This is a genomic window from Calothrix sp. NIES-2100 (assembly GCF_963875285.1).
Classification (GTDB): Bacteria; Cyanobacteriota; Cyanobacteriia; order Cyanobacteriales; family Nostocaceae; genus Aulosira.
This window is the reverse complement of record NZ_CAWNLA010000001.1, coordinates 4,701,999-4,723,790: the sequence shown is the minus strand read 5'-3', so window position 1 is coordinate 4,723,790 and position 21,792 is coordinate 4,701,999. Positions and strand designations below refer to the sequence as shown.

The following is a 21,792-nucleotide window of genomic DNA, read 5'->3' as shown; positions in this document are numbered from 1 at the left end:
GGTAACAAAGCCGAGATGACGGTGTATCTACCATCATTTTCTACGAAGTGCTAATTTCTCATCCATACTCAACGCTCTTTGTCATGCATTTTATTGGAGAACTACAAATGAAAGGATTTAAAGTTTTAGCTTCAGGAATGATTTTATTCGGTTTAATGGTTTGCGCTCCTAAAGCTAATGCTGAAAAGTTACCCAGCATTGAATTTAAACCCCAGGCAGAAAAGTTGCAAATTGAATCTAATTTTACTCAATCGTCAACTGATAATAATAACTTCAAATCCTCTTTAGAAGCAGGATTTGCATTGTTGGAAAAAGATGATTATCAGGGAGCTATTCAGGCTTTTAACCAATCAATCCAAATAGAGCCTAATAATCCCTATGCCTATCTGGGTAGAGGTGTTGCCTATTTTAACTTAAAGCAATATCAGGAAGCTAAAGCAGATTTTGACCAAACTATTAAGCTGGATACTAATATTGGTTATGCTTATTTGTTCCGAGGCGTTTCTAATTATGCTTTGGGAAGTAAGCAACTGGCTATTTCGGATTTACAAACAGCAGCCAATATTTTCCAAAAAGCCGGTGAACAGGAATTAGCTCAAAAGTCTCTTGATACTCTCGAACAGATACGGAATGCGTAATTTGTCAGTTGTTAGTTGTCAGTTGTCAGCTGAAAATTGAATATCAAAGTCAGAACCCCGCTTTGTTAACGGGGTTCTGATTTTTTAATTGGTTATTGGATTAAAATCTGACGGATTAAAATACTCATGACTTCCTCTGGGTTGGCGGTTGGTAGTAATGGACTCCAGTCTCCTGTGCTAGCGTAACCTATGACTTGTAGATGGTGAATTGTACTGATGACGACTTTAGGAGAAGCAATGAGTAAATGTTTTATCGGTTCTCTTTTAGGCGATGGATTTGCAGCAGGTTGATTTACTGGGGGTGTATTTAAGTTTTCGCCGCCTAGGTATTGGTGTAAATCTGATAGGGCGAAATTTGGATTTTCTACAAAATTTTCTACTTGTGCCATGATTGTATTTGTCTCCCATAATGGGGGTTTACAGAAAGGCGATCGCAGTTTCTTGGCAGAGGGCGATCGCCTTTCTTATTAAGAATTGTAAAGTATAGTTTTATACTTGTAAAATAGGTTAAAGCAAAATATTTTCCCGAAAAAAAAATCATGCGATCGCAGATTAGGCGCACAAAAAAATTGGCGTTGCTGAATCGGAGTATGAATTTAAATTTTTGGCACAATCAAATAACGACTCTTTGCGACGGACAGTTTGCTCAAGTCGGGAAACCCGCCCACGCAACTGTCCTCGGCTTTGCGTGAGACTTATTCATACTTCAATCAGCAACGCCCAAAAACTGCGATCGAAAACTTATCGCCATTCACCCAAAAACGTAAACGCCGCCCAATAATTAGGATTACGCCATTTCTCTTGTTGCCACATTTTCAACTGCGCTGCCCGTAAAGCCTGATTCGCTGGCTTGCCTTGCTGCCACATTTGCTTGTAAAATTCCTGCATAAACTCAGCCGTCCCTTCATCACTGACTTGCCACAAGGACACAACCAATCTTTCTCCACCTGCATACATTAATCCTCTTGTCAAGCCTACCAAGCCTTCGCCTTGAATTTCCTTACCTAATCCAGTTTCGCAAGCACTCAGAACAATTAAATCTGCCGGATAATCGAGGTTAAACAAGTCTGCTAACCGCAGATATCCGCGAATGTCTTTACCTTGTTCGTTTACCAGAGACAGCACAATACCTGATAACTCTGGGTTAGCATCATTAACAAAACCGTGGGTAGCAAAGTGTAAAATCCGGAATTGATTGAGATTGCTGCTGGTAGCCCAATTATAGTTAGCTGCAAAATCAAAGACTTCCACCCCTTTCGAGTCTGGTACGAGTTTAAAAATTGTCTGTGCTTCTGTGCGTGTACCAAAAAGACGCGGCCAACCTTGGCGATTCAGGATATCAGCAGAACGCTTGAGGGCAGAGCGTTCTAGCTCTAAATCGATGTCATCTTGCTGCTGGAGTTGTTTATTTTTGGCGGTGGTAACTCGCTCATCGGTAGCGCTGTATACTGGGTCGGCGAGGATAGCTAAGGCTTTGGGTGCGGGTTGACGATTGGCGAGTTGCTGGCGTTGAATGGCAATGGTAGATGCAGAAGGAAGACTGACAATTTCGTGATTAATAAATAGCGGTTGGTAGTCAAATTTATTCACAGGTGAATTTTTACCTGGACAGCTACTAATACCACCACCCACACAGTCAGGATTTTTTTGTTTTTCTCGGGAAACACTCACCTGTATTCCCAATAGTTTATCTTTTTCCCCTTGACCTTGTGTAGAACTGGGTTGAGAATTTAAATCAGCCACCGCCGCAAAGGGGATATATTGCAAAGCACCATCGGCGACAATTACTAAGCGTTTTGTCCCCAATTTATCTTTCACCGGTGCGAGAATCAGTTGACTGAGTTCCTTTGCGGCGACATCAATCCGGCGAATTTTGATACCAGCGCAAGGATGTTCTTTATTAGTTGCAGAAGGCGGTTTAGAACTGTTTTGGCTAATCAGGCAGAATAAATTAATCGCGCTTTTCTCTATCTCTTGTTTTTTGGGAAGTTCGTAAGTATCGAGAGAATTGGGAGAAACCACCCATAAAAAGCTGCGTTCCTCATCCAAGGAATATTGTAACAGCAGGGTATCTTTATCGAGTTGTTGCTGAATTTGCGATAAATTCAGGGGTTGGGGATACTTCAGGTTAGCGTATTGTGGGCTAGTTTCGCGGATTTTGGTTTCCAGTTCTTTTTGTTGGCGGAGGAGTTCATCAATTTCTGTTTGTAATTTCTCGGCGTTGGCTTTATATATGGGGTCTTTAATTTTATCGCTGTTAACTATTTCAAACCGTACTTTTTCTTTACCATCAATTAAAGCTTGTATGCGGCTTTCTTCGGCTAAGAGTTGGGGGTTTGCACCTTTGCGGATATTGGCGCGGGCTTCGGTTAACAGTTCTACAAGTCCCCTAGCGCGGGATGCTTCGCTGGTGTTGAGGGCTAATGCGTCGTATCTTTTTGATGGTTCTTTTTTGTGCAGTTCCATCAACAGATCGATTTTGAATTTGTAATAATGTTGGACTGTGGCGAAATAGGTGCTTTGCAGGTCTTTGTTAGTATATGTTTTGCGTAAATCTTCGATAATTTGGATAGCGCTGTCGATTTGTGTAAGTGCAGCTTGCAGATTACCTGCTTTGCGTTCTAAGTCAGCAAGATTCCCTAGAGTAGTCGCCTCCCCTTCCTTATACCCCACCTCCTTAGTCAAAGGCAAAGCTTGGTTGAAGAATTTGAGTGCCTGCTGCTGGTCTCCTAATGAGTAGTAGACAATGGCAATATTGTTGAGGGTATTCGCCTCCCCTTCCTTATACCCCACCTCCTTAGTCAAAGGCAAAGCTTGGTTGAAGAATTTGAGTGCCTGCTGCTGGTCTCCTAATGAGTTGTAGACATTGCCAATATTGTTGAGGGTTCTCGCCTCCTGTGCCTTATCCCCCACCTGCTGACTCAAAGGCAAAGAAGAGTTGAAGAATTTGAGTGCTTGCTGCTTGTCTCCTAATGAGTAGTAGACTAAACCAATATTGTTGAGGGTAGTCGCCTCTCCTGCCTTATCCCCCACCTCCTTCCTCAAAGGCAAAGAAGAGTTGTAGAATTTGAAAGCTTGCTGCTGGTCTCCTAATGAGTCGTAGACACTGCCAATATTGTTGAGGGTAGTCGCCTCCTGTGCCTTATCCCCCACCTGCTGACTCAAAGGCAAAGAAGAGTTGAAGAATTTGAGTGCTTGCTGCTTGTCTCCTAATGAGTAGTAGACTAAACCAATATTGTTGAGGGTTCTCGCCTCCTGTGCCTTATCCCCCACCTGCTGACTCAAAGGCAAAGAAGAGTTGTAGAATTTGAGAGCCTGCTGCTTGTCTCCTAATGAGTCGTAGACTAAGCCAATATTGTTGAGGGTAACCGCCTCCCCTGCTTTATCCCCCACCTGCTTCATCAAAGGCAAAGAAGAGTTGTAGAATTTGAGAGCCTGCTGCTTGTCTCCTAATGAGTCGTAGACTAAGCCAATATTGTTGAGGGTTCTCGCCTCCCCTGCCTTATTCCCCACCTGCTTCATCAAAGGCAAAGAAGAGTTGTAGAATTTGAGAGCCTGCTGCTTGTCTCCTAATGAGTAGTAGACACCACCAATATTGTTGAGGGTTCTCGCCTCTCCTGCCTTATCCCCCACCTCCTTACTCAAAGGCAGAGCTTCGTTGTAAAATTTGAGAGCCTGCTGCTGGTCTCCTAATGAGTAGTAGACTAAGCCAATATTGTTGAGGGTAGTCGCTTCTCCTGCCTTATCCCCTACTTCCTTCATCAAAGGCAAAGAAGAGTTGTAGAATTTGAGAGCCTCTTGCTTGTCTCCTAAATCTTCGTAAATTCTACCAATACCAAGGAGTGTGAAAGCTTGCCATTGCTTATCTCCAACTTGATGCCACAGTTTTAGCGCTTCTTGCCATTTAACAAGAGCCTGTCTCAACGATTCTGCTGTTCCTTGCTTAAATAATTGCAATCCTTCCTGCCTTAACTTTTCCGCTTCCGCACGAGTCGCATCTTGGCTGGTTGTCGCTGGCTGCTGGGCAATTTTTAACTTATAACTCCCTACACTGGCAACTGTTGACTCGGATAATAACAGCAGGGAGCAAAATAAAACCACAGCGCGAGAAGCCAACACAGGGAGTTTCTTCTGCTTCGTCATGAGCGTATATACTGATTTTTTATCTACAAATCAATATATTTCTCGGCGGTGTCGGGGTATGCAGTTTTATGGAAACTTTAAATTGAATTGTGAGAGTTACGTAGTAAATTAGCTTTCATCTGGTGGGGTGCGTTAGGACTAAACCTGGATTTGTCACAAATTTTGCAATCGTAGGGGCGGGTTAAGCCAAATAGTCGTGAATAATTCAGATCATATCTGTGAACCCGCCCCTACTGCTTGTGAGAAATGCGGGATTTGTCTCCCTTGTCTCCCTTGTCCCCCTTCCCTGTTGACACACCCGAAATTTATTCACCAAGTTGCATACCCCCCCATACCCCTAGAAGTATAAATAACCAGCAAATCTCAAATCTCAAATTTAAAACCTATGACTCAAATCAAACGCCGTCAATTTCTGCAATTTGCTGGTTCCACATTGGCGAGTATTGGTTTCAGCCAGTTAGATATCATGCAGCAGGGTGATAAATACGCCAAAGTCCTGGCGCAAAATGCACCCCGCAAGCTGGCGCTACTGGTGGGAATTAATGAATATCAAAATGGTATTCAGCAACTTAGAGGTTGCACTTATGATGTGCAGTTACAAAAAGAATTGCTAACTCACCGCTTTGGTTTTAACACTCAAGATATTGTTACACTCACCGACGCCCAAGCTACGCGCCAAAATATCTTGACAGCCTTTGAACAACACCTCATCGACCAAGCTAAACCAGGGGATATTGTAGTATTTCACTTTTCTGGACATGGTTCACGAGTAGTTGATCCAGACAAAGACGAAAAAGATGGACTCAACAGCACACTGGTTCCCGTTGACGCTAGCTTACCTCCAGGATATCCCGATCGCGGTGGCGTAGTCAAAGACATCATGGGACACACTCTGTTTTTACTCATGTATGCATTAAAAACAGAAAATGTCACCGTTGTTTTAGATTGCTGTCATTCTGGTGGCGCAAAACGGGGAAATTTTCTGGTGCGTACCCGTCCGGGAGGCGCAAATTTGCAAGCTATGGAGGCAGAATTTGAGTATCAGCGCCAATGGTTACAAAAGTTGAATTTGTCACCACAACAGTATAAGACACTGCGTCAAAAAATAGCTAAAGGAGTTGTCCTGGCTTCAGCAAAACGTGACCAATTTGCCGTTGATGCAGCTTTTAGTGGTTTTTCAGCCGGAGCATTTACTTATGCTTTGACTTATTATTTATGGCAAAAGCCAGGGAATCAATCTGTCAACAAAGTATTTGCTGATGTGAGTCGTACTACTAAAAATTTGGCATATCAAAATTCGGGAATTCAATACCCAGAATTAGAAGTCAACGTTAAAGGAAATCCTAACCCACCGCTTTACTTTACTCCTTTTATCACATCCTACGCCGATGCAATTGTGACTCAAACTCAAGGCGACCAAGTAGAATTGTGGTTAGGTGGTGTAGATCCCCAATCCTTAGAAGCATTTAACAAAGATAATGCAGCTTTTAGCGTTGTTGATAACAACGGCATAGAACGCGGATTAATTAATTTAGAATCTCGACAAGGTTTAGTTGCCAAAGGTAGAATTAACGCAAATTCAAAAGTCAGCACCCAATTACCAGCGGGCACAATTTTACAAGAACGTCTGCGGGGTATTCCTACGGATATAACTTTACAAATTGGGCTAGATGACTCATTTGATAGTAAAACTACTGCCCAAGCCACACAAGCTTTAAAAGCGCTCAACCGGATTACACCCTTACCTTTGGGACAACAAGAAGTACAATATATCTTTGCTAGGATGACCGAAGAAAGATATCAGCAATTACAAAAATTTCACACCCCAAATCTTCAGCTTGTAGGCAGTTTAGGTTTATTTTTACCATCACTAGACCAAATAATTCCTAAATCTTTCGGCGAGGCTAATGAATCTATCCCGGCGGCAGTAGAGCGATTAAAATCTAAATTAAAATCATTATTAGCAGCGCGCATTGTCAAGAAAATGGTAGGCAATACCAATACATCACGCCTGAAAGTTAACGCTTCTATGATTATCGCTAATAACAAAACAATTGTGAGTGAAACTTTTACAGTACGTGGGCGGCAAAATCCTCAACAATCCGCAAATGCTGCTAACAGTGAAGATGGTATAATTGCCCAATTACCTGTAAATACGCAAATAGCTTTTCAAGTTGAAAATCAAGAAACTGTACCTCTTTACGTCAGCATTTTAGTAATTGATGCCCAAGGGGAAATGGCAGTGATTTTTCCTGATAATCAGCTTGTTTCTGCTTCAGAAGATGCAGTCATGATCGCCGCAGGTGAAAAGCGAGTGATTCCCGAAAATGATGAGATGACACTCACCATTAGCGAACCATTAGGAATTACCGAAGCACTAATTATTGCTAGTACATCCCCATTAACAGAGTCACTCCAAGCACTAGAAAAAATTGCCAAAAGAGGAGACACCACCAAACGTGGGCCATTCGGTGCAACTGATGAGTTTTTGGAGATAACAAATAAATTACTCTTAGATTTAGATAATGCTACACGTAGGGGAACAAACGGTGAAAGTCAGCAGTTACCTGCGGGAGTGCGCGGCGTTGATGTCAAGAAACTGGCGGCGATGTCGATTACATTAGAAGTAGTTGGCTGAAGAAAGAAGAGTGCGATCGCACGATCAGCGCAAATCAAAAATTTCTTTTGGTATAATGCGATCGCATTTGATCGTACCTTCATTATTAAGGCAAAAGAAAGCCGTATTTTTTGAGTACCGCTTTAGCTTGACTGCTCGAGAGAAATTTGGCAAATTCCTTAGCTGCATCAGCATTTTTGCTGCTTTTGAGGACTGCGAATGGATAAACAATCGCAGAATGGTATTTTTCGTCAGCTGCCACCACAATTTTTACTTTATCTGAAATTTTGGCATCAGTGATGTAAACTAAACCTGCATCAGCGTTGCCACTTTCTACAGCTGCCAATACTTGACGTACATTGTTAGCGTAGACCAATTTTGACTTGATCTGTGGCAAAAGTTTCAGCTTCTGAAGTACTTGTTCACCGTATTGTCCTGCGGGTACGCTTCTGGGTTCACCAATGGCAATTTTCTTAATGTTGGAGTCTTTAAGGTTGTAGAAACTGGTGATGCCCACAACATTTTTAGGTACAATCAACACCAGACGGTTCTTTGCCAGGATAGAACGAGTTCCTCCTAGCAAAAGTCCTTTTTCGTCTAACGCATCTACCTGCTTTTTCCCAGCGGAAATAAAGATATCTGCGGGCGCACCTTGCTCAATCTGTTGTTGCAAAGCACCTGAAGCCCCAAAATTGTAATTAATGTTGGTATTTGCTTGACTTTGTTGGTAAAGAGGCTTTATCTCTTCTAGGGCTTCTTTCAAACTGGCAGCAGCAGACACCAGCAGGGTAGCCTGTGACTGTGCTAGTACCGGTGAGGGAGCAACGGTTGGTAAATTAATGGCTACTAGTAAGCTAGCAACTGCTGTACCAATTAAGCTAAGAATTCGTCTTCTGTGCATAGAAAAAACTGCAAGCCAAAGATTTTTTTATAAATTAGTTTTGGTATTGTAAGTTCTTGGTATTCGGAAAATTTGTAACTAACGCTACATTTATACCAAATATTTTGGTATAAAATATTTACCAACTAAGTCGGTTAAGAGGTTGAAGTATCAGTGAAATGTTTGGTCTTTTTGTAGCAATATAGATTCAAAATTTGGTAGTAGCAGCGTAATTAGTTCTAACAATATGTAATTCTTGCTAATTTATACCAACATAATTGGAATAAAGACCAACATAGTTGGTTTAAGTATATTTGAGGTGTGAGGGTAATGTCCAGTTTTGTACGCTCTTCATTGTTACTACTGCTAGCTAGTATGATGACAGCTAAAGCTGCATCAGCAAATCCAGTGGTAGGAGATAGCCAACGAAATCAGTCACAGACAGAACTATCCCAACAAAGCCAGCAGGTTCCAGATGAGGCGCAAGCAACTTCGGCGATGGATCAGGTGACATCTGTATCGCAACTTTCTGATGTGCAACCGACAGATTGGGCTTTTGCTGCTTTACAGTCTTTGGTTGAGCGCTATGGTTGTATTGCGGGATATCCAGATAGTAGCTTTCGCGGAAATCGGGCGCTGACTCGCTATGAATTTGCAGCGGGTTTAAATGCTTGTTTGAATAGAGTCAACGAACTGATTGCAACGGGTACAGCCGACTTAGTGACTAAGCAAGACCTAGAAACCTTGCAAAAATTGCAACAAGAGTTTGCTGATGGACTGGTGGAACTCAGGGGAAGGTTGGACGGCTTAGAAGGTCGGACTGCAACCTTAGAGAGTCAACAATTTTCTGCTACTACCAAGTTGAATGCAGAGATAATTTTCAGTCTTGGAAGTGTGTTTGGTGGCGATCGCGCATTAAACTCAGATGTATGGAACGAGATTAATGTTAGACCCGCAGGCGCAACCAGAGAAAATTTTACCAACAATCAGTATACAGCATCAGGAGGACGGAGGCTGCAAGATAGAGCGATATTTAGCGATCGCGTCCGACTCAACCTGATTACTAGCTTCACTGGTAAAGACCAATTATTTACCCGTTTAGAAGCCAACAACACCAATGCTTTTAGTGGTGCTGTCACAGGTACAAACATGACACGCACATCTTGGGACACTACCAATAATGCTGATAACAGTGTTCAGATGGGCAAGTTATATTATCGCTTTCCCATCGGTGAGCAACTCAACGTGATTGTTGATGCCATTGGTGGGGAGTTTTACGACAACTTCAATACCTTTAACCCGTTCTTGTCTTCAACTCCCATTGGTTCTTTGTCTCGCTTTGGGCGTTTCTCTGAGATTTACCGCGCCAGTAATACCTCCTCCGCCAGTAATACAGGTTCCGGTGTGAGTGCTGTTTTCAAGTTAAGTGACACAATCACCTTATCTGGAGGCTATTTGGCGCGCAGAGGTAGCGATCCGAATTCTGGTAAAGGCCTATTTGATGGGAGTTATGGCGCTTTAGCACAATTAGCCTTTCAGCCAAACAAAGACTTTACCTTAGGTTTGACTTATGCTCACTCCTACCTCAGAGGTGCTAACAATGATGGTGATGTGGTAGTTTCGGGTTCCTATGGTAGTGCATTTGCAAATAATCCTTTTAACTCTACTGCTACTACTCCGGTAAACACGACAACCAATCACTATGGTTTAGCAGCCAACTATCGTTTCAGTCCCCAATTTACCCTTGCCGGTTGGGTGGGATATACTCAGGCGATCGCCGAAAATAGTTCTGGTGCTAATGTTAATCGCGGCGATCAAGCAGATATTTGGAACTGGGCTGTGACTCTAGCCTTCCCCGACCTTGGTAAAAAGGGTAATTTAGGCGGTATTATCTTTGGACAACCACCGAAGGTAACTGGTAATGACTTTGGAAATAATATCGTTACCGCCACAAATCTTGTCCCAGACAGGCGTATAGACACTGATACCTCTTTCCATTTCGAGGCTTTATATCGGTATCAAGTTAATAGTAATCTTTCAATTACACCAGGATTGATTGTGATATTAAATCCAGAGCATAACAGCAATAACGACACCATCTATACAGGCGTTATTCGGACTACATTCAGGTTCTAATGATTCACTTTTTCGCCCACAATTCTACTCGGTTTTAAACCTTCGCTGTTTCAATAAAATTTAAAAAGCCCTGTGATAAATTCAGGGCTTTGGTTTATCTAACGTTTATTAAATGCTAGCCTTAAATGTTTTGCCAGCGCTGTTTATAGTATCTATTATGGCTCAATCGCTTGCTTAAAGATAGGGGGAATCTACCCATTTTCTACCTAATTTTGCTTAGGTAACTCCTTAATAAAGTCTTTAGATTTGCACTACTTAGGCTCAAACCCTTATTCAACAACCCTTTTACCCCACCCCTCAATCCCCTCCCCTTGCTAAGGGGAGGGGAGGTTTTGCGTCAGCAACGCCGGGGTGGGGCGGGGCGGATCTTGATGGTAGGTGATTTAATTCACGTATCAGTCTTGATAAGGGTTTCACGTTAAGTTGACACATATGGGTTTCCCCTGCCTTTGCGACCATTCATGACATACAATCATTAATTGAAACTGTATTAATTATTAAATGTCTATTGCACAGGGTTCGATTTTACATCTTTTTATAAAACCAAAGCATGGTTCAGAAATGAGAGAAGTTGAGTCAATCAACTTAAAAATAGGTCATGGTATAGAAGGAGATATTAATGCTGACCCCATCAGTCCCAGGCAAATTTTAGTTGTTAGGCATGAAGATATTATAGACCTGGCAATTCCACCAGGAGAATTACGAGAAAATATTGTCATAGCCGGGGTTGAATCTGAAAATTTTACCCCTGGCGCTCTCATAAGTTGTGATAGTGGTGCTGCTATTCGTTTAACCTTTCATTGTGAACCCTGTAAGCGCATAGCCAATTTAGTTGCTTCTTTAAAAACTATTCAAAGGAAAAGAGGAATTTTAGGTGTAATTATCAATTCAGGTCAACTTAGTGTTGGGAATAATGTTCAGATTCAGACTGAGAAATTAAGAGCATTATCGGAAAAACCTTATGAACGCTTTCTAGATTTTCTAGTCAAAGTACCATCAGGGAAAGTAGTAACATACAAACAGATAATTAAAGTAATTGGCGTAGATAACAGCTATCTTCGAGCTATTCCTACATATCTTAAAAAAACATCTGCTGATGATTATCCCATCCACAGAATCTTAGATTCTCAAGGCTATTTAATCAGATATGCTCCCAATCAAATCAATAAATTATCCTCCGAACATGTGGAAATTTTCAACAACCCAGATTTATCTACTCAGACAAATAGATATTTTGTAGATGTTGAGAAATATTTATATCACCCTGAAAGTTTATATTGAAACTCAATACCAAAGGTAATCTGAATTTACCAAGTTTGTTTAATTGGGTATTCAGTGACGACTGAACCTGTTAATTATTGGTTTAAGTAGGGTAGCACAGTTGCGTTCCCCTACCATAAAAAAGATTCTGAATGAGTTAGTCATAGCAAACAGAAACTTCAACATTAACTAGCCAGGTAACTACTAATTTCTTCCTTATTTTGTCTGAGGATTTTCAGAGCTTTTTGCTCTATTTGTCTTACCCGTTCTCTACTCAAACTAAGGCGCTGACCTACTTCTGCTAAAGAAAGTGCATGACCATCTATCAAACCAAAGCGGAGAATTAATACTTCTCGTTGTGGGGGAGATAATTTTTCTAACAGCTTTTGCAGGTCTTGTTGTAGAGATTTTTCTACAACATAGTCTTCAGGTTTAAGTCCAGAATCTTCCAAAACATCTTGTAATTCTGATTCTTGCTCTGAACCAATTTTTGCTTCAAGAGACATAGGTTTACGGGTCAGATGTAAATGCTCTCTTACCTCCTTAGGTGTTAAACATAAGGCTGTGGCAATTTCATTAGTAGTAGGAGTACGACCTAATTTTTGGGATAATTCCCGTTGTACACGCTTAATTTTATTCAATTTTTCTACCACATGAATTGGTAGGCGAATAGTGCGACTTTTTTGGGCGATCGCGCGTGTGATTCCTTGACGAATCCACCAGTAAGCATAGGTGGAAAACTTATAACCCAGATTCGGATCGAATTTTTCTATACCTCTTTCTAGAGCTAAATTGCCTTCTTGAATTAAATCTAATAGCTCCATATTTCTTTGTTGATATTTCTTGGCTATGGCTACGACTAATCGCAGATTGGCAGCCAGCATTTTTTCCTTAGCTTTTTTGCCTAGATTTAATTGTTGTTGCAGTGTATCAATACTTAAATTGAGATAATCTGCCCATTCTTGCAACATTGGCTCCTGCTCACATTGCCCAGCTAATTCCTTCTTAGCAGTGAGTAAATTCATCATCTGCTGTACTTGACGGGCGTAAATTATTTCTTCTTCATTGGTTAATAAAGGTACACGACCTATTTGTTGGAGATAATTCCGCATGTTATCAGTAAATTGGGGTGAGGCTTTTTGGCTTTTATGAGTTTCTTTTGTCAGCGAAGTTAAATGATTGATCATAATTGAATTCTCCGAACTTAGGTTTAGCAAAATTTTTCCAGATGATTGGCACTAATCATGCCGTGGGTTACTTTATCATCTAAAGCAAGAGGATTACCATTAGTGACCATCGCCCATGCTCCTGGTTCCAACCCCTCAGAATTGCCTAATCCCACTGTTGGCAAGTGATTCGCCGGAATTTTCACCACCGCAACATTTATCACCGCATCATCACCCGTAACCTTAACGTGAGTTCAATGGTAGTATCTCAGAGCTAGGAAGAAGGGGGAAAAGGAAAAAGGTTAAAGGGTAAGGGAACGCAAGAATCAGCCTTTTCCCCTTCCCCTTTCCCCTTGCTGAAGGCTTATTGAAGCCGTCTGTCGAACTCACGTTAACCTTACCTTTGAAATTACGTCCATCTTTGAGCATCACACTCACCGTATCAACACGGTTAACTACATGGGCATTAGTCAGGATTTCGCGATTAGAATCAATAATGAAGCGAGAACCTATACCCGGTTCGATTTCTGGCGACGGCACTTTTGGTAACTCGTTCACGGAGTTATTAGCCTCATTAACCAAGCAAAAAGCCTCATTCACGGAGTTATTAGCTTCATTAACCAAGCAAAAAGCCTCATTCACGGAGTTATTAGTCTCATTAACCAAGCAAAAAGCCTCATTCACGGAGTTATTAGCTTCATTAACCAAGCAAAAAGCCTCATTCACGGAGTTATTAGCCTCATTAACCAAGCAAAAAGCCTCATTCACGGAGTTATTAGCTTCATTAACCAAGCAAAAAGCCTCATTCACGGAGTTATTAGCTTCATTAACAAGTAAATTTTGCACAAGCTTCCACACTACAGCAAGGTTAATTTTTTAAAATCATACGTTCGCGCTCTTCTTTGCGCCTCTGCGCCTTTGCGTGAGATACAGCAGATTGCAAGTTGGTGAGGTACAAATAATTGTAAGGGCACCGATTGTGTTAATTTATGAAATGATGAATATAGTGATTTTGGGGTTGCTGAGTAGAAACAAGACTTACGCACAAATGAGACCACGCCCTTAAGGGCGTGGTCTTAAATGGGTATTTAAAAAATTGGATGTCCCCTATCCTTTGTAGGAGTGTTATGCCATTGATTGGAGGAGTGCTTCGAGACGGTTGAGAGTCTCGCCCAGTCCCTCTTCCATGCCAGATTGGAGATGTCCATCCCGCTGCTCTTTTGACTGGTGTTGGATGTAAATATGCAACGTTGTTTTTCCGTCAATTTCCGTCAGGGTTAGCGTATTCAAGTGGTCGCTATTGGCGACTGGTTCATAGATTTCGGTACTAACCAATCGTTCTGGGGGCACAATTTCCCGGTATTCTCCTGAAAATGCGTGTTCAGTGCTGTTTTTGTAATCTTGCAAGACATAACGCCAATTACCACCCACACGCAAGTCGATTTCGCAAACGGTCATTGTCATACTGCTACAAACCCCAAACCAGCGCTTAACGTGTTCGGGTTGAGTCCATGCCTCAAAGACAAGTCTGCGCGGGGCATTAAAAACGCGAGTCACGAGGATTTCCCGATCTGATGGCAATGTGACTGCAAAACCATTCTGTTGCTGTTGAACTTGCTTTGCTAGGAATTCATCAAGGCAATCGAAGCTAGAATTCCACCCAGCAACAACGCCCATCTCTTCATGCTTGCGGCGATCGCTTTCAGATGCGTGAAGAATCTGGAGAGTCAGTTTAGTCTTACCGTTCACATCCTCAAAAATAGCTGTCGTCACAATACCCTGTGGCAAATCGGCGTTGATAACTTGCTCAAAGCCTTCGTCAAATTCATCGCTAGCGACAATTCTTTCTGGAGGCACGATTTCGTGGAACACACCTTTGACGGGGTACTCCGTGCCATCTGGACTAATCATGACATAGCGCCATTGACCGCCCGGACGGAAATCCATTTCTGTCACATGAGTTGTGAAGCCTTTTGGCCCCCACCATTGGGCGATGTGTTTTGGCTCTGTCCATGCCTTAAATACAAGTTCTCGCGGTGCGTTGAAGACACGAGTAATGATAATTTCGCGTTCTGACTGAGGGGAAGTTGAGTCATTTTGTTTCAACATCTTGTATCTCCTTAAGAATGGAAGGATCTCAGCTTATGGTTCGCGATCGCGTTTCTTTTCCTCTGCAAGCAATTGTTGTAGATACTCGTCTAGACGATCCAAATTCTGTTGCCAGAATTGGCGATATTGTTCAATCCAATCTGCTGCATCCTTGAGTGGTTCTGCCTCTAGTCGGCAGGGTCGCCACTGAGCTTCTCGACCCCTTGTGATCAATCCCGCACGCTCCAGCACCTTGAGATGTTTGGAAATGGCAGGCAGACTCATCTCAAAGGGTTGGGCTAGTTCAGTTACTGATGCTTCTCCCTTAGCGAGATGAGCCAGGATTGCCCGCCGGGTAGGATCGGCAAGGGCGGCAAAGGTGACGCTCAATTGATCGGTGGACATTTAGATTGGAAGTATTTAACCGCGCAGTTAATTAACTACTAGGTTAAATGTACTAGTCTTGAATGTCAAGAGTTAATTGTTGACATCCACCCCATCCCTAAAGTCCGGGGATTCTAATTTTTTACCTGATTAGGTTTCCTGTTTCTGCGACTGAGCTTACTTGGGGGAATTTCCCCACCCACGCAGAGGTCGATGTCTCCAGAGGCGCTTTACGCCAACGTCAAAGACGAACAGAACTTTGTAACAGAGGACAAATGACTAATTTACTGTTTGCTTACAGAGCGCGATCGTCAGCAATGCAGCTGCCCCAAACGCGGCTATTGTGCGAACATGGTTCCAGAGCGTCCAGTTGATCAGATATCTAGCCCATAGATTTGCACCCTCAGTACTATCTGGTTTGGCGATCGCTAGGGCATCATTTAGCGGCACATTAAAGGCTATAGTCACCAGAATCGTGCCCACCAGATAAAGCAAGCTACCACCCAAAAAATAGACCGCACCAGGTTGATGCAATTTTGACAGCGAGGCGATCGCCAGAAACAGGCAAGCCAAAGCCGTACCAAACAGCGCCACCATAAACCACGGATTGATAGCTGTGATATTGATCGATTGCATAGCGATAATTGCTTCTCTCGGCTCAAGTCGAGCAAGTGCGCTCATGACAAAAGTCGAGAAGGCGAAGAAGACTCCCGCCACCAATCCGCAGCCCAAGGCAGTTAAAAGTTTTAATGCAAAAGGCAAATGCTCAACAGTCGTCATAAACCCTCCTACAAACAAATGCATTCCCTTGAGTTTAGGACTTATGCATTGACAGGAAAAACCAAATATGGGGTATGGATTTCCGGCATTTAACCATGATTTGTTGACACTTTTTAGGCGATCGCTTTTCTATTTTAGATGCAAACTTTTTGAGCTAGGGCAATCACTTCTCCAACAGGAATTAAACTTAATTTTGCGGTTGATAAAACTTGCGGACAGTTGCTCAAGCGAAATTAAAGTCTCTGCAAAATCACTACACAACCAACTACACTCTGCTAAAATGCAGAACTGCGGCATTCGCTTTCAGTCTTGGCGTTTACTGCTCATCTATGCCTTAAAACCATCCGTCCGCCTCAAACTGATGCCGCCACTGGCGACAGGCCGATGTTAACTCTGGAGTTTTATGTCTTTTTCTACTCTCGGCTTGTCCAATGAAATTATCCGTGCTGTCACCGAGCTAGGCTACACTAAACCCACGCCTATCCAGATGCAGGCGATTCCTGTGGTATTGTCTGGTGGTGATTTGCTAGCTGGTGCCCAAACCGGGACTGGAAAAACTGCCAGCTTCACCCTGCCGCTTCTGCATCGGTTGTCGTCCGATAATAGCGTTAAAACCACATCTAATGGATGCTCACCAATTCGGGCGCTGATTCTTACCCCAACTCGTGAACTCGCTGCACAGGTATCCGACAGCGTGGTTGAGTATGGCAAGTACCTAAAACTGAATTCAATGGTAATGTACGGCGGGGTCAGCTTTAGTCAGCAAAAACGGCGTTTGAACAGCCGCGTGGATATTCTAGTTGCGACCCCAGGAAGGCTCTTAGACCATGTGCAGCAGGGCACGGTGAACTTATCGCAGATTGAGGTGTTAGTGCTGGATGAAGCAGACCGGATGCTAGATATGGGCTTTATTCGTGATATTCGCCGCATTATCTCACTCCTGCCCAAACAGCGACAGAATTTACTATTTTTTGCCACCTTCTCCGACAAAATCAAAGACCTCGCCACAGGGCTGCTCAATCACCCGAAGATCATCGAGGTGGCACGCCGCAACGTTACCGCTGATACAGTGGCACAGAAAGTTTACAAGGTAGACCGGGACATGAAGCGCCCATTACTTGCTCAGCTGATTAGGCAAAACAATTGGTACCAGGTCTTAGTGTTCACCCGCACTAAGTATGGTGCTGACCGTCTGGTGAAGCAGTTGGGTCAAGAGCGCATTCAAGCACTAGCTATCCACGGTAACAAGAGCCAGTCGGCACGTACCCACGCGCTGGCAAAATTCAAAAACGGTAGCCTACAGGTATTGGTGGCAACCGACATTGCAGCTCGTGGTCTCGACATTAGCGAACTGCCTCATGTGGTCAATTTCGATTTACCCAATGTACCGGAGGATTACGTTCATCGTATTGGTCGCACTGGCCGTGCTGGCGCTACAGGTGAAGCCATATCGCTGGTGTGCGTCGATGAATACTCGTTGTTGTCAGATATCGAAAAACTAATTCAAAAGCGCTTACCTGTTGAAGTGGTCACTGGCTTTGCAGCCAACTCCCACACCCAGCCCGAAGCAATCCCAAGTACATCCAAACATCAACCCAGAACTGGAAGTAACCAGCGTCCAGCTCGCTCTCCTGCTAAACCGTTATCAAAGACAAAGGCTAAAAAATCGGCAGCGCCAACCGTGGCTGGTGGTAAAAAGTCTGGTAGTCGTTCCGGAGCATCGCGCCGTAAGGCTTTGAGGTTAAGCAAAATTGACGCTCCCCAAGCTGAAGGTACGGGGAATCTTAAGACATTGCTGCCTTAGTTAGGGTCGAGGGGAACATTACTGTTCATGGGTGTTAACTTAACGATAAACCCTTATGAAGACGTGATTTTGAATTAAATCACTTACCAATCAAGATCCGCGTCACCCCACCCCAGTTTTGTCTAAAGCCAAAACTTACCCTCCCCGCAAGCGGGGAGGGTAATGAGAGGTGGGGTAAAATGCCTGTGGAATAAGCGTCTGACCTTAAGTTTACACCAATGATTACTATTCCACCCCTCCCATCCGACTTTTCGTCATGACAATGCCGATATGAAGTAAACCCAGACTTCGCAGGCGAAACTCTGGTGCTGGGTAGAGCTACCAAACTCAGGCGGCTATTTTCCCTAAAAGTGTCTGTCGCACAAAGGTTTGCCAGAAGAAAGTTTAAACAATATTATTAGTGTGGACATTACTGCTGCCTTAAATGACAGTGGTACGACCAAAGTCACAGTCTGGGCGCAAGACGATCCGCAAGACCTCGCCAAGCCTCGTGGAAAGCAGGATTGGCAATTGGAACCCCACAGTATTTGGTATCCTCGCACCAGCGGAATTTGGCAGACAGTCTGGGTGGAACCTGTGGGGGTGACTTATATAGATCACATCCGCTGGACTCCTGACTTTGAACGCTGGGAAATTGGTTGTTATGCAGCGCTCGCAGGTAATGCTCCGGCTGCGGGTGTGCAAATGAAGATGAAGTTGACAGTGGGCGATCGCGTACTTGCCAATGATATCTATGAAGTATTCAATGGCGAGATTAACCGCCGCATTTCCCTGTCCGATCCAGGTATCGACGACTACCGTAACGAACTGTTATGGAGTCCGGAAAAACCGACAATCATCAATGCTGTGGTTGAGTTGTACCATAACGGACAATTGCTAGATAAAGTAATATCTTACACAGCAATGCGGACTGTGAGCATCCAGCGCGATCGCTTTATGCTCAACGGTCGTCCCTACTATTTGCGCTTGGTTCTTGACCAAGGCTACTGGCCCGATAGCCTAATGACTGCGCCTGACGATCTGGCTTTACGGCGAGATGTGGAACTGGCAAAAGCAATGGGTTTCAACGGAGTCCGCAAGCACCAAAAAATTGAAGACCCCCGCTTTTTATATTGGGCAGATGTGCTGGGATTGTTAGTATGGGAGGAGATGCCTAGCGCTTATCGCTTCTCTGTCAAAGCAGTGGAACGCATGACCCATGAGTGGACGGAAGTTATCAAGCGTGATGCCAATCACCCCTGTATTGTGGCTTGGGTGCCATTTAATGAGTCTTGGGGAGTGCCAAATCTAGTTGAGACACAGGCTCACCGGAACTATGTTTTGGCGATGTATCACTTAACCAAGACCCTTGACCCAACTCGCCCAGTGATTGGTAATGATGGTTGGGAAAGTACAGATACTGACATTCTCGCCATCCATGACTACGACACCAATCCCCAGCATTTAGCTCATCGCTATGGCCCAGAAGTGAAGCTATCAGATTTATTTAACCGTCAGCGTCCAGGAGGACGTATCCTCACCCTGGATAATTATCCTCATCAGGGACAGCCCGTCATGTTGACCGAGTTCGGCGGGATAGCATACGCGCCAGAAGATCAGCCTGATGCTAACAAAGCCTGGGGATACGAGCGTTGCTGGAATCTCTCGGAATTAGAAATCAAATACACTGCTTTGCTGGAAAGTGTGAATAACATCGATATGTTCAGCGGTTTTTGTTACACACAATTCACCGATACCTTCCAAGAAGCTAACGGGTTGTTGTACAGCGATCGCACACCGAAGATTCCACTGGAGACGATACGCGCTGCCACCCTTTCTGGAGGATTATGTACTCCCACAAGTTGTTAAAGCCAGATGGCCGCCAGCTGACTTTATATAGTCGATACCCGATTCCTGATGACATAAAGGCGACTAGTCCCAGTAATGAGCCAGTGCAAGCAAATCCCCACCTGCGCTGGCACCCCTTACGGGGGGAATGGGTAGCTTACGCCAGTCACCGTCAAGGGCGGACTTTCATGCCGCCCCCAGAATATAACCCCCTCGCACCCACCAGCAACAGAGAGTTTCCCACAGAACTACCGCCAGGGAAATATGACATAGCTGTGTTTGATAACCGCTTTCCTTCTATGACAGTAGCGGCACACAATCCACCAGCTAGTATTGTGGAAACTTTACCTGCTAATGGTGCGTGTGAGGTTGTGGTGTTTACCCAAGATCCTCATGCTTCCCTCAGTTCCCTAGAATTAGCTCACCTAGAATTGCTCCTGCAAGTGTGGGGCGATCGCACCCACGAACTCGGCGCAAATCCCCAAATTCAGTATGTACTGCCCTTTGAAAATAAAGGTGTAGAGGTAGGCGTAACTTTACACCATCCCCACGGGCAAATTTATGCTTATCCTTTTGTACCTCCCGTTCCCGCAAGGATGTTGGAGATGCAGCGGCAATTTTATCAGGAAAATCAGCGGGGTTTGCTAGCGGATTTAATTCAAAAAGAGATAGCTGACAACCAACGAATTATTTATCAGGATGAAGAGGCGATCTCCTTCGTCCCCGTATGTGCGCGATACCCCTACGAAGTTTGGCTTGCGCCCATACAACCAGTACCCACATTTTATGATTTGAGTGCAAAGCAACGTCAGGGACTAGCCAGGGCATTAAAAACCGTTACTCTCAAATATGACGGTTTGTGGAATCGCCCATTTCCCTACCTCATGGCTTGGTTTGGTGCGCCAACAGACGGTAAACCCAATCCAGAAGCCCATTTACACGCCCAGTTTTATCCACCCTATCGTACCAGCGACAAGCTGAAATACTTAGCAGGAACCGAACTTGCAGCCGGGATGTTTGCTAATGATGCTTTACCAGAAGAAAAAGCCAAAGAGTTACAGGCGATCGCTGTAAATATCGAAATGCCCATTTCCGTATAACAATTATTCTGTAAAACCGTAGATGGAAGCAGATAATTTTGCGAATTTATCATCTGTATCCATCTGTTTTATGAATAAAAACTGAGCATTTATCAAGAAAGCCAGTCCCGACGAAACTAGTTTCATCTGGACTGGCTCTTGCCTTCTTCAATTTCTAATAAAATGGCTGAGATCAAAGTTTTTGGTAAGTCCCCTTAAAAAATCCTTTTACCCTTTTTCATAAATAAATTTAGTTGCTCTGTCCCTTACTTAATATTTTTTACCTTCTGCCGTCTGCCTCCTGCCCTCTGACTTTCTTCGGTCATAATTTTAGTTGATTTTCTTGCAATATTAATAGAAGAAAATTAGAGAAGTGTATTCGCAATTACAAATTAATTTAACATCGTGTAAGCCTTTTAGGAGAGCTACACATTAATCTAAGGTAGCTCTCAAGAACGATGTAACCATTAGCTAATATTTGAAACTATGAAAGCACAAAACTTATAAAGACATAAAAAAAACCAATGAAATCCCAAGAGACTCAAAACGCAAAAACTGAGAATAATCTTCCCCCGGTAAAGGAAACACCTGACCATCTGTATCCCCAAGAATCTATGAAACCTGAGCCTGTAACTCAAATACAAAAAGAGAATGTAATTACCAGTCAAGACTTACCGGATTCACGAGTTCGCTATGGTTTTACTCTGGTTATATTGGCAAGTTTCTTATTTGTTGCCGCGATTTACTACGGAATTATTAATCCTTAAGTAACTCACCTAACTAACTCTGCTCAGTTAATTAACGGTTACAACCCCTATGGCACAAGTAATTTGTCTGTTTGGGCTTGGATGTTCCTCTTTGGATACCTAGTTTGGGCAACCGGTTTCATGTTCCTGATTAGCTGGCGTGGGTACTGGCAAGAGTTAATTGAAACGGCGTTGTTGCACGAATAGGGAGAATGGTAAATTTGATCTATCACCTGTTTCCTTT

At 43.4% G+C, this 21,792-nt stretch carries 16 protein-coding genes and 2 pseudogenes; 10 read left to right on the top strand and 8 right to left on the bottom strand.

Annotation, left to right across the window (positions count from 1 at the left end; genetic code table 11):
* The first annotated feature begins 107 nt into the window (after nt 1-107).
* Nucleotides 108-638: a tetratricopeptide repeat protein gene (locus AACU32_RS19440; protein ID WP_339378092.1), complete on the top strand. Its 531-nt coding sequence runs from the start codon at nt 108-110 to the stop codon at nt 636-638.
* A 92-nt stretch (nt 639-730) separates the two neighbouring features.
* On the opposite strand, the gene AACU32_RS19435 is transcribed toward AACU32_RS19440, so the two are convergent.
* Entirely contained in the window at nt 731-1,027 is a 297-nt protein-coding gene (locus tag AACU32_RS19435) for a hypothetical protein (RefSeq protein ID WP_339378091.1), read from the bottom strand.
* Nucleotides 1,028-1,379: 352 nt separating this feature from the next.
* Entirely contained in the window at nt 1,380-4,781 is a 3,402-nt protein-coding gene (locus AACU32_RS19430; protein ID WP_096602424.1) for a CHAT domain-containing protein, read from the bottom strand.
* A 385-nt stretch (nt 4,782-5,166) separates the two neighbouring features.
* On the opposite strand from AACU32_RS19430, the gene AACU32_RS19425 reads away from it, so the two are divergent.
* Nucleotides 5,167-7,419, top strand: a complete 2,253-nt coding sequence (locus AACU32_RS19425) for a caspase family protein (RefSeq protein ID WP_096602422.1) — start codon at nt 5,167-5,169, stop codon at nt 7,417-7,419.
* An 85-nt stretch (nt 7,420-7,504) separates the two neighbouring features.
* Here the strand turns inward: AACU32_RS19425 and modA are convergent, their stop codons facing one another.
* The gene (modA, locus tag AACU32_RS19420; RefSeq protein WP_096602420.1) at nt 7,505-8,299 is read right to left on the bottom strand and encodes a molybdate ABC transporter substrate-binding protein; all 795 of its coding nucleotides are present in this window, start codon (nt 8,297-8,299) and stop codon (nt 7,505-7,507) included.
* A 309-nt stretch (nt 8,300-8,608) separates the two neighbouring features.
* Between modA and AACU32_RS19415 the strand changes: the two genes are divergently transcribed.
* Together AACU32_RS19415 and AACU32_RS19410 are read left to right on the top strand one after the other, a co-directional pair.
* Nucleotides 8,609-10,414, top strand: a complete 1,806-nt coding sequence (locus tag AACU32_RS19415; RefSeq protein WP_096602418.1) for an iron uptake porin — start codon at nt 8,609-8,611, stop codon at nt 10,412-10,414.
* 501 nt (nt 10,415-10,915) lie between these two features.
* Entirely contained in the window at nt 10,916-11,695 is a 780-nt protein-coding gene (locus tag AACU32_RS19410; protein ID WP_096602416.1) for an MGMT family protein, read from the top strand.
* A 164-nt stretch (nt 11,696-11,859) separates the two neighbouring features.
* On the opposite strand, the gene AACU32_RS19405 is transcribed toward AACU32_RS19410, so the two are convergent.
* Both AACU32_RS19405 and AACU32_RS19400 read right to left on the bottom strand, forming a co-directional pair.
* Nucleotides 11,860-12,861: an RpoD/SigA family RNA polymerase sigma factor gene (locus tag AACU32_RS19405; protein ID WP_096602414.1), complete on the bottom strand. Its 1,002-nt coding sequence runs from the start codon at nt 12,859-12,861 to the stop codon at nt 11,860-11,862.
* Nucleotides 12,862-12,908: 47 nt separating this feature from the next.
* Nucleotides 12,909-13,085: pseudogene (locus tag AACU32_RS19400) on the bottom strand (serine protease); the annotation flags it as partial.
* A 122-nt stretch (nt 13,086-13,207) separates the two neighbouring features.
* Between AACU32_RS19400 and AACU32_RS40765 the strand changes: the two are divergent.
* Nucleotides 13,208-13,720, top strand: coding sequence for a coiled-coil domain-containing protein (locus AACU32_RS40765; protein WP_445223184.1), 513 nt, complete (start codon nt 13,208-13,210; stop codon nt 13,718-13,720).
* Between the two features lie 245 nt (nt 13,721-13,965).
* On the opposite strand, the gene AACU32_RS19390 is transcribed toward AACU32_RS40765, so the two are convergent.
* From AACU32_RS19390 to AACU32_RS19380, 3 genes are all read right to left on the bottom strand, one after another.
* Nucleotides 13,966-14,949 (bottom strand): SRPBCC family protein, encoded by a 984-nt coding sequence (locus tag AACU32_RS19390; RefSeq protein ID WP_096602410.1) that lies wholly within the window; start codon nt 14,947-14,949, stop codon nt 13,966-13,968.
* Between the two features lie 33 nt (nt 14,950-14,982).
* Nucleotides 14,983-15,333, bottom strand: coding sequence for an ArsR/SmtB family transcription factor (locus tag AACU32_RS19385; RefSeq protein ID WP_096602408.1), 351 nt, complete (start codon nt 15,331-15,333; stop codon nt 14,983-14,985).
* A 258-nt stretch (nt 15,334-15,591) separates the two neighbouring features.
* Nucleotides 15,592-16,092, bottom strand: coding sequence for an anthrone oxygenase family protein (locus AACU32_RS19380; protein ID WP_096608076.1), 501 nt, complete (start codon nt 16,090-16,092; stop codon nt 15,592-15,594).
* 403 nt (nt 16,093-16,495) lie between these two features.
* Between AACU32_RS19380 and AACU32_RS19375 the strand changes: the two genes are divergently transcribed.
* The 5 genes and pseudogenes from AACU32_RS19375 to AACU32_RS19355 form a co-directional block, all read left to right on the top strand.
* Entirely contained in the window at nt 16,496-17,896 is a 1,401-nt protein-coding gene (locus AACU32_RS19375) for a DEAD/DEAH box helicase (RefSeq protein ID WP_096602406.1), read from the top strand.
* A 369-nt stretch (nt 17,897-18,265) separates the two neighbouring features.
* Nucleotides 18,266-19,744: a glycoside hydrolase family 2 protein gene (locus tag AACU32_RS19370; RefSeq protein ID WP_339378090.1), complete on the top strand. Its 1,479-nt coding sequence runs from the start codon at nt 18,266-18,268 to the stop codon at nt 19,742-19,744.
* Nucleotides 19,723-20,823, top strand: coding sequence for a galactose-1-phosphate uridylyltransferase (gene galT / locus AACU32_RS19365; protein ID WP_096602405.1), 1,101 nt, complete (start codon nt 19,723-19,725; stop codon nt 20,821-20,823). The genes AACU32_RS19370 and galT overlap by 22 nt, the downstream gene beginning before the upstream one ends.
* A gap of 503 nt (nt 20,824-21,326) precedes the next feature.
* Complete coding sequence (locus tag AACU32_RS19360; protein ID WP_096602403.1) at nt 21,327-21,569, top strand: hypothetical protein; 243 nt, start codon at nt 21,327-21,329, stop codon at nt 21,567-21,569.
* A 15-nt stretch (nt 21,570-21,584) separates the two neighbouring features.
* A pseudogene (locus tag AACU32_RS19355) lies at nt 21,585-21,737 on the top strand (hypothetical protein); the annotation flags it as partial.
* Between the last annotated feature and the right edge of the window lie 55 nt (nt 21,738-21,792).

Excerpts from the sequence above, each read along its gene's own strand:
- AACU32_RS19440 (WP_339378092.1), top strand. The coding sequence starts at position 108 with ATGAAAGGATTTAAAGTTTTAGCTTCAGGAATGATTTTATTCGGTTTA.
- AACU32_RS19435 (WP_339378091.1), bottom strand. The coding sequence starts at position 1,027 with ATGGCACAAGTAGAAAATTTTGTAGAAAATCCAAATTTCGCCCTATCA.
- AACU32_RS19430 (WP_096602424.1), bottom strand. The coding sequence starts at position 4,781 with ATGACGAAGCAGAAGAAACTCCCTGTGTTGGCTTCTCGCGCTGTGGTT.
- AACU32_RS19425 (WP_096602422.1), top strand. The coding sequence starts at position 5,167 with ATGACTCAAATCAAACGCCGTCAATTTCTGCAATTTGCTGGTTCCACA.
- modA (WP_096602420.1), bottom strand. The coding sequence starts at position 8,299 with ATGCACAGAAGACGAATTCTTAGCTTAATTGGTACAGCAGTTGCTAGC.
- AACU32_RS19415 (WP_096602418.1), top strand. The coding sequence starts at position 8,609 with ATGTCCAGTTTTGTACGCTCTTCATTGTTACTACTGCTAGCTAGTATG.
- AACU32_RS19410 (WP_096602416.1), top strand. The coding sequence starts at position 10,916 with ATGTCTATTGCACAGGGTTCGATTTTACATCTTTTTATAAAACCAAAG.
- AACU32_RS19405 (WP_096602414.1), bottom strand. The coding sequence starts at position 12,861 with ATGATCAATCATTTAACTTCGCTGACAAAAGAAACTCATAAAAGCCAA.
- AACU32_RS19390 (WP_096602410.1), bottom strand. The coding sequence starts at position 14,949 with ATGTTGAAACAAAATGACTCAACTTCCCCTCAGTCAGAACGCGAAATT.
- AACU32_RS19385 (WP_096602408.1), bottom strand. The coding sequence starts at position 15,333 with ATGTCCACCGATCAATTGAGCGTCACCTTTGCCGCCCTTGCCGATCCT.
- AACU32_RS19380 (WP_096608076.1), bottom strand. The coding sequence starts at position 16,092 with ATGACGACTGTTGAGCATTTGCCTTTTGCATTAAAACTTTTAACTGCC.
- AACU32_RS19375 (WP_096602406.1), top strand. The coding sequence starts at position 16,496 with ATGTCTTTTTCTACTCTCGGCTTGTCCAATGAAATTATCCGTGCTGTC.
- galT (WP_096602405.1), top strand. The coding sequence starts at position 19,723 with ATGTACTCCCACAAGTTGTTAAAGCCAGATGGCCGCCAGCTGACTTTA.
- AACU32_RS19360 (WP_096602403.1), top strand. The coding sequence starts at position 21,327 with ATGAAATCCCAAGAGACTCAAAACGCAAAAACTGAGAATAATCTTCCC.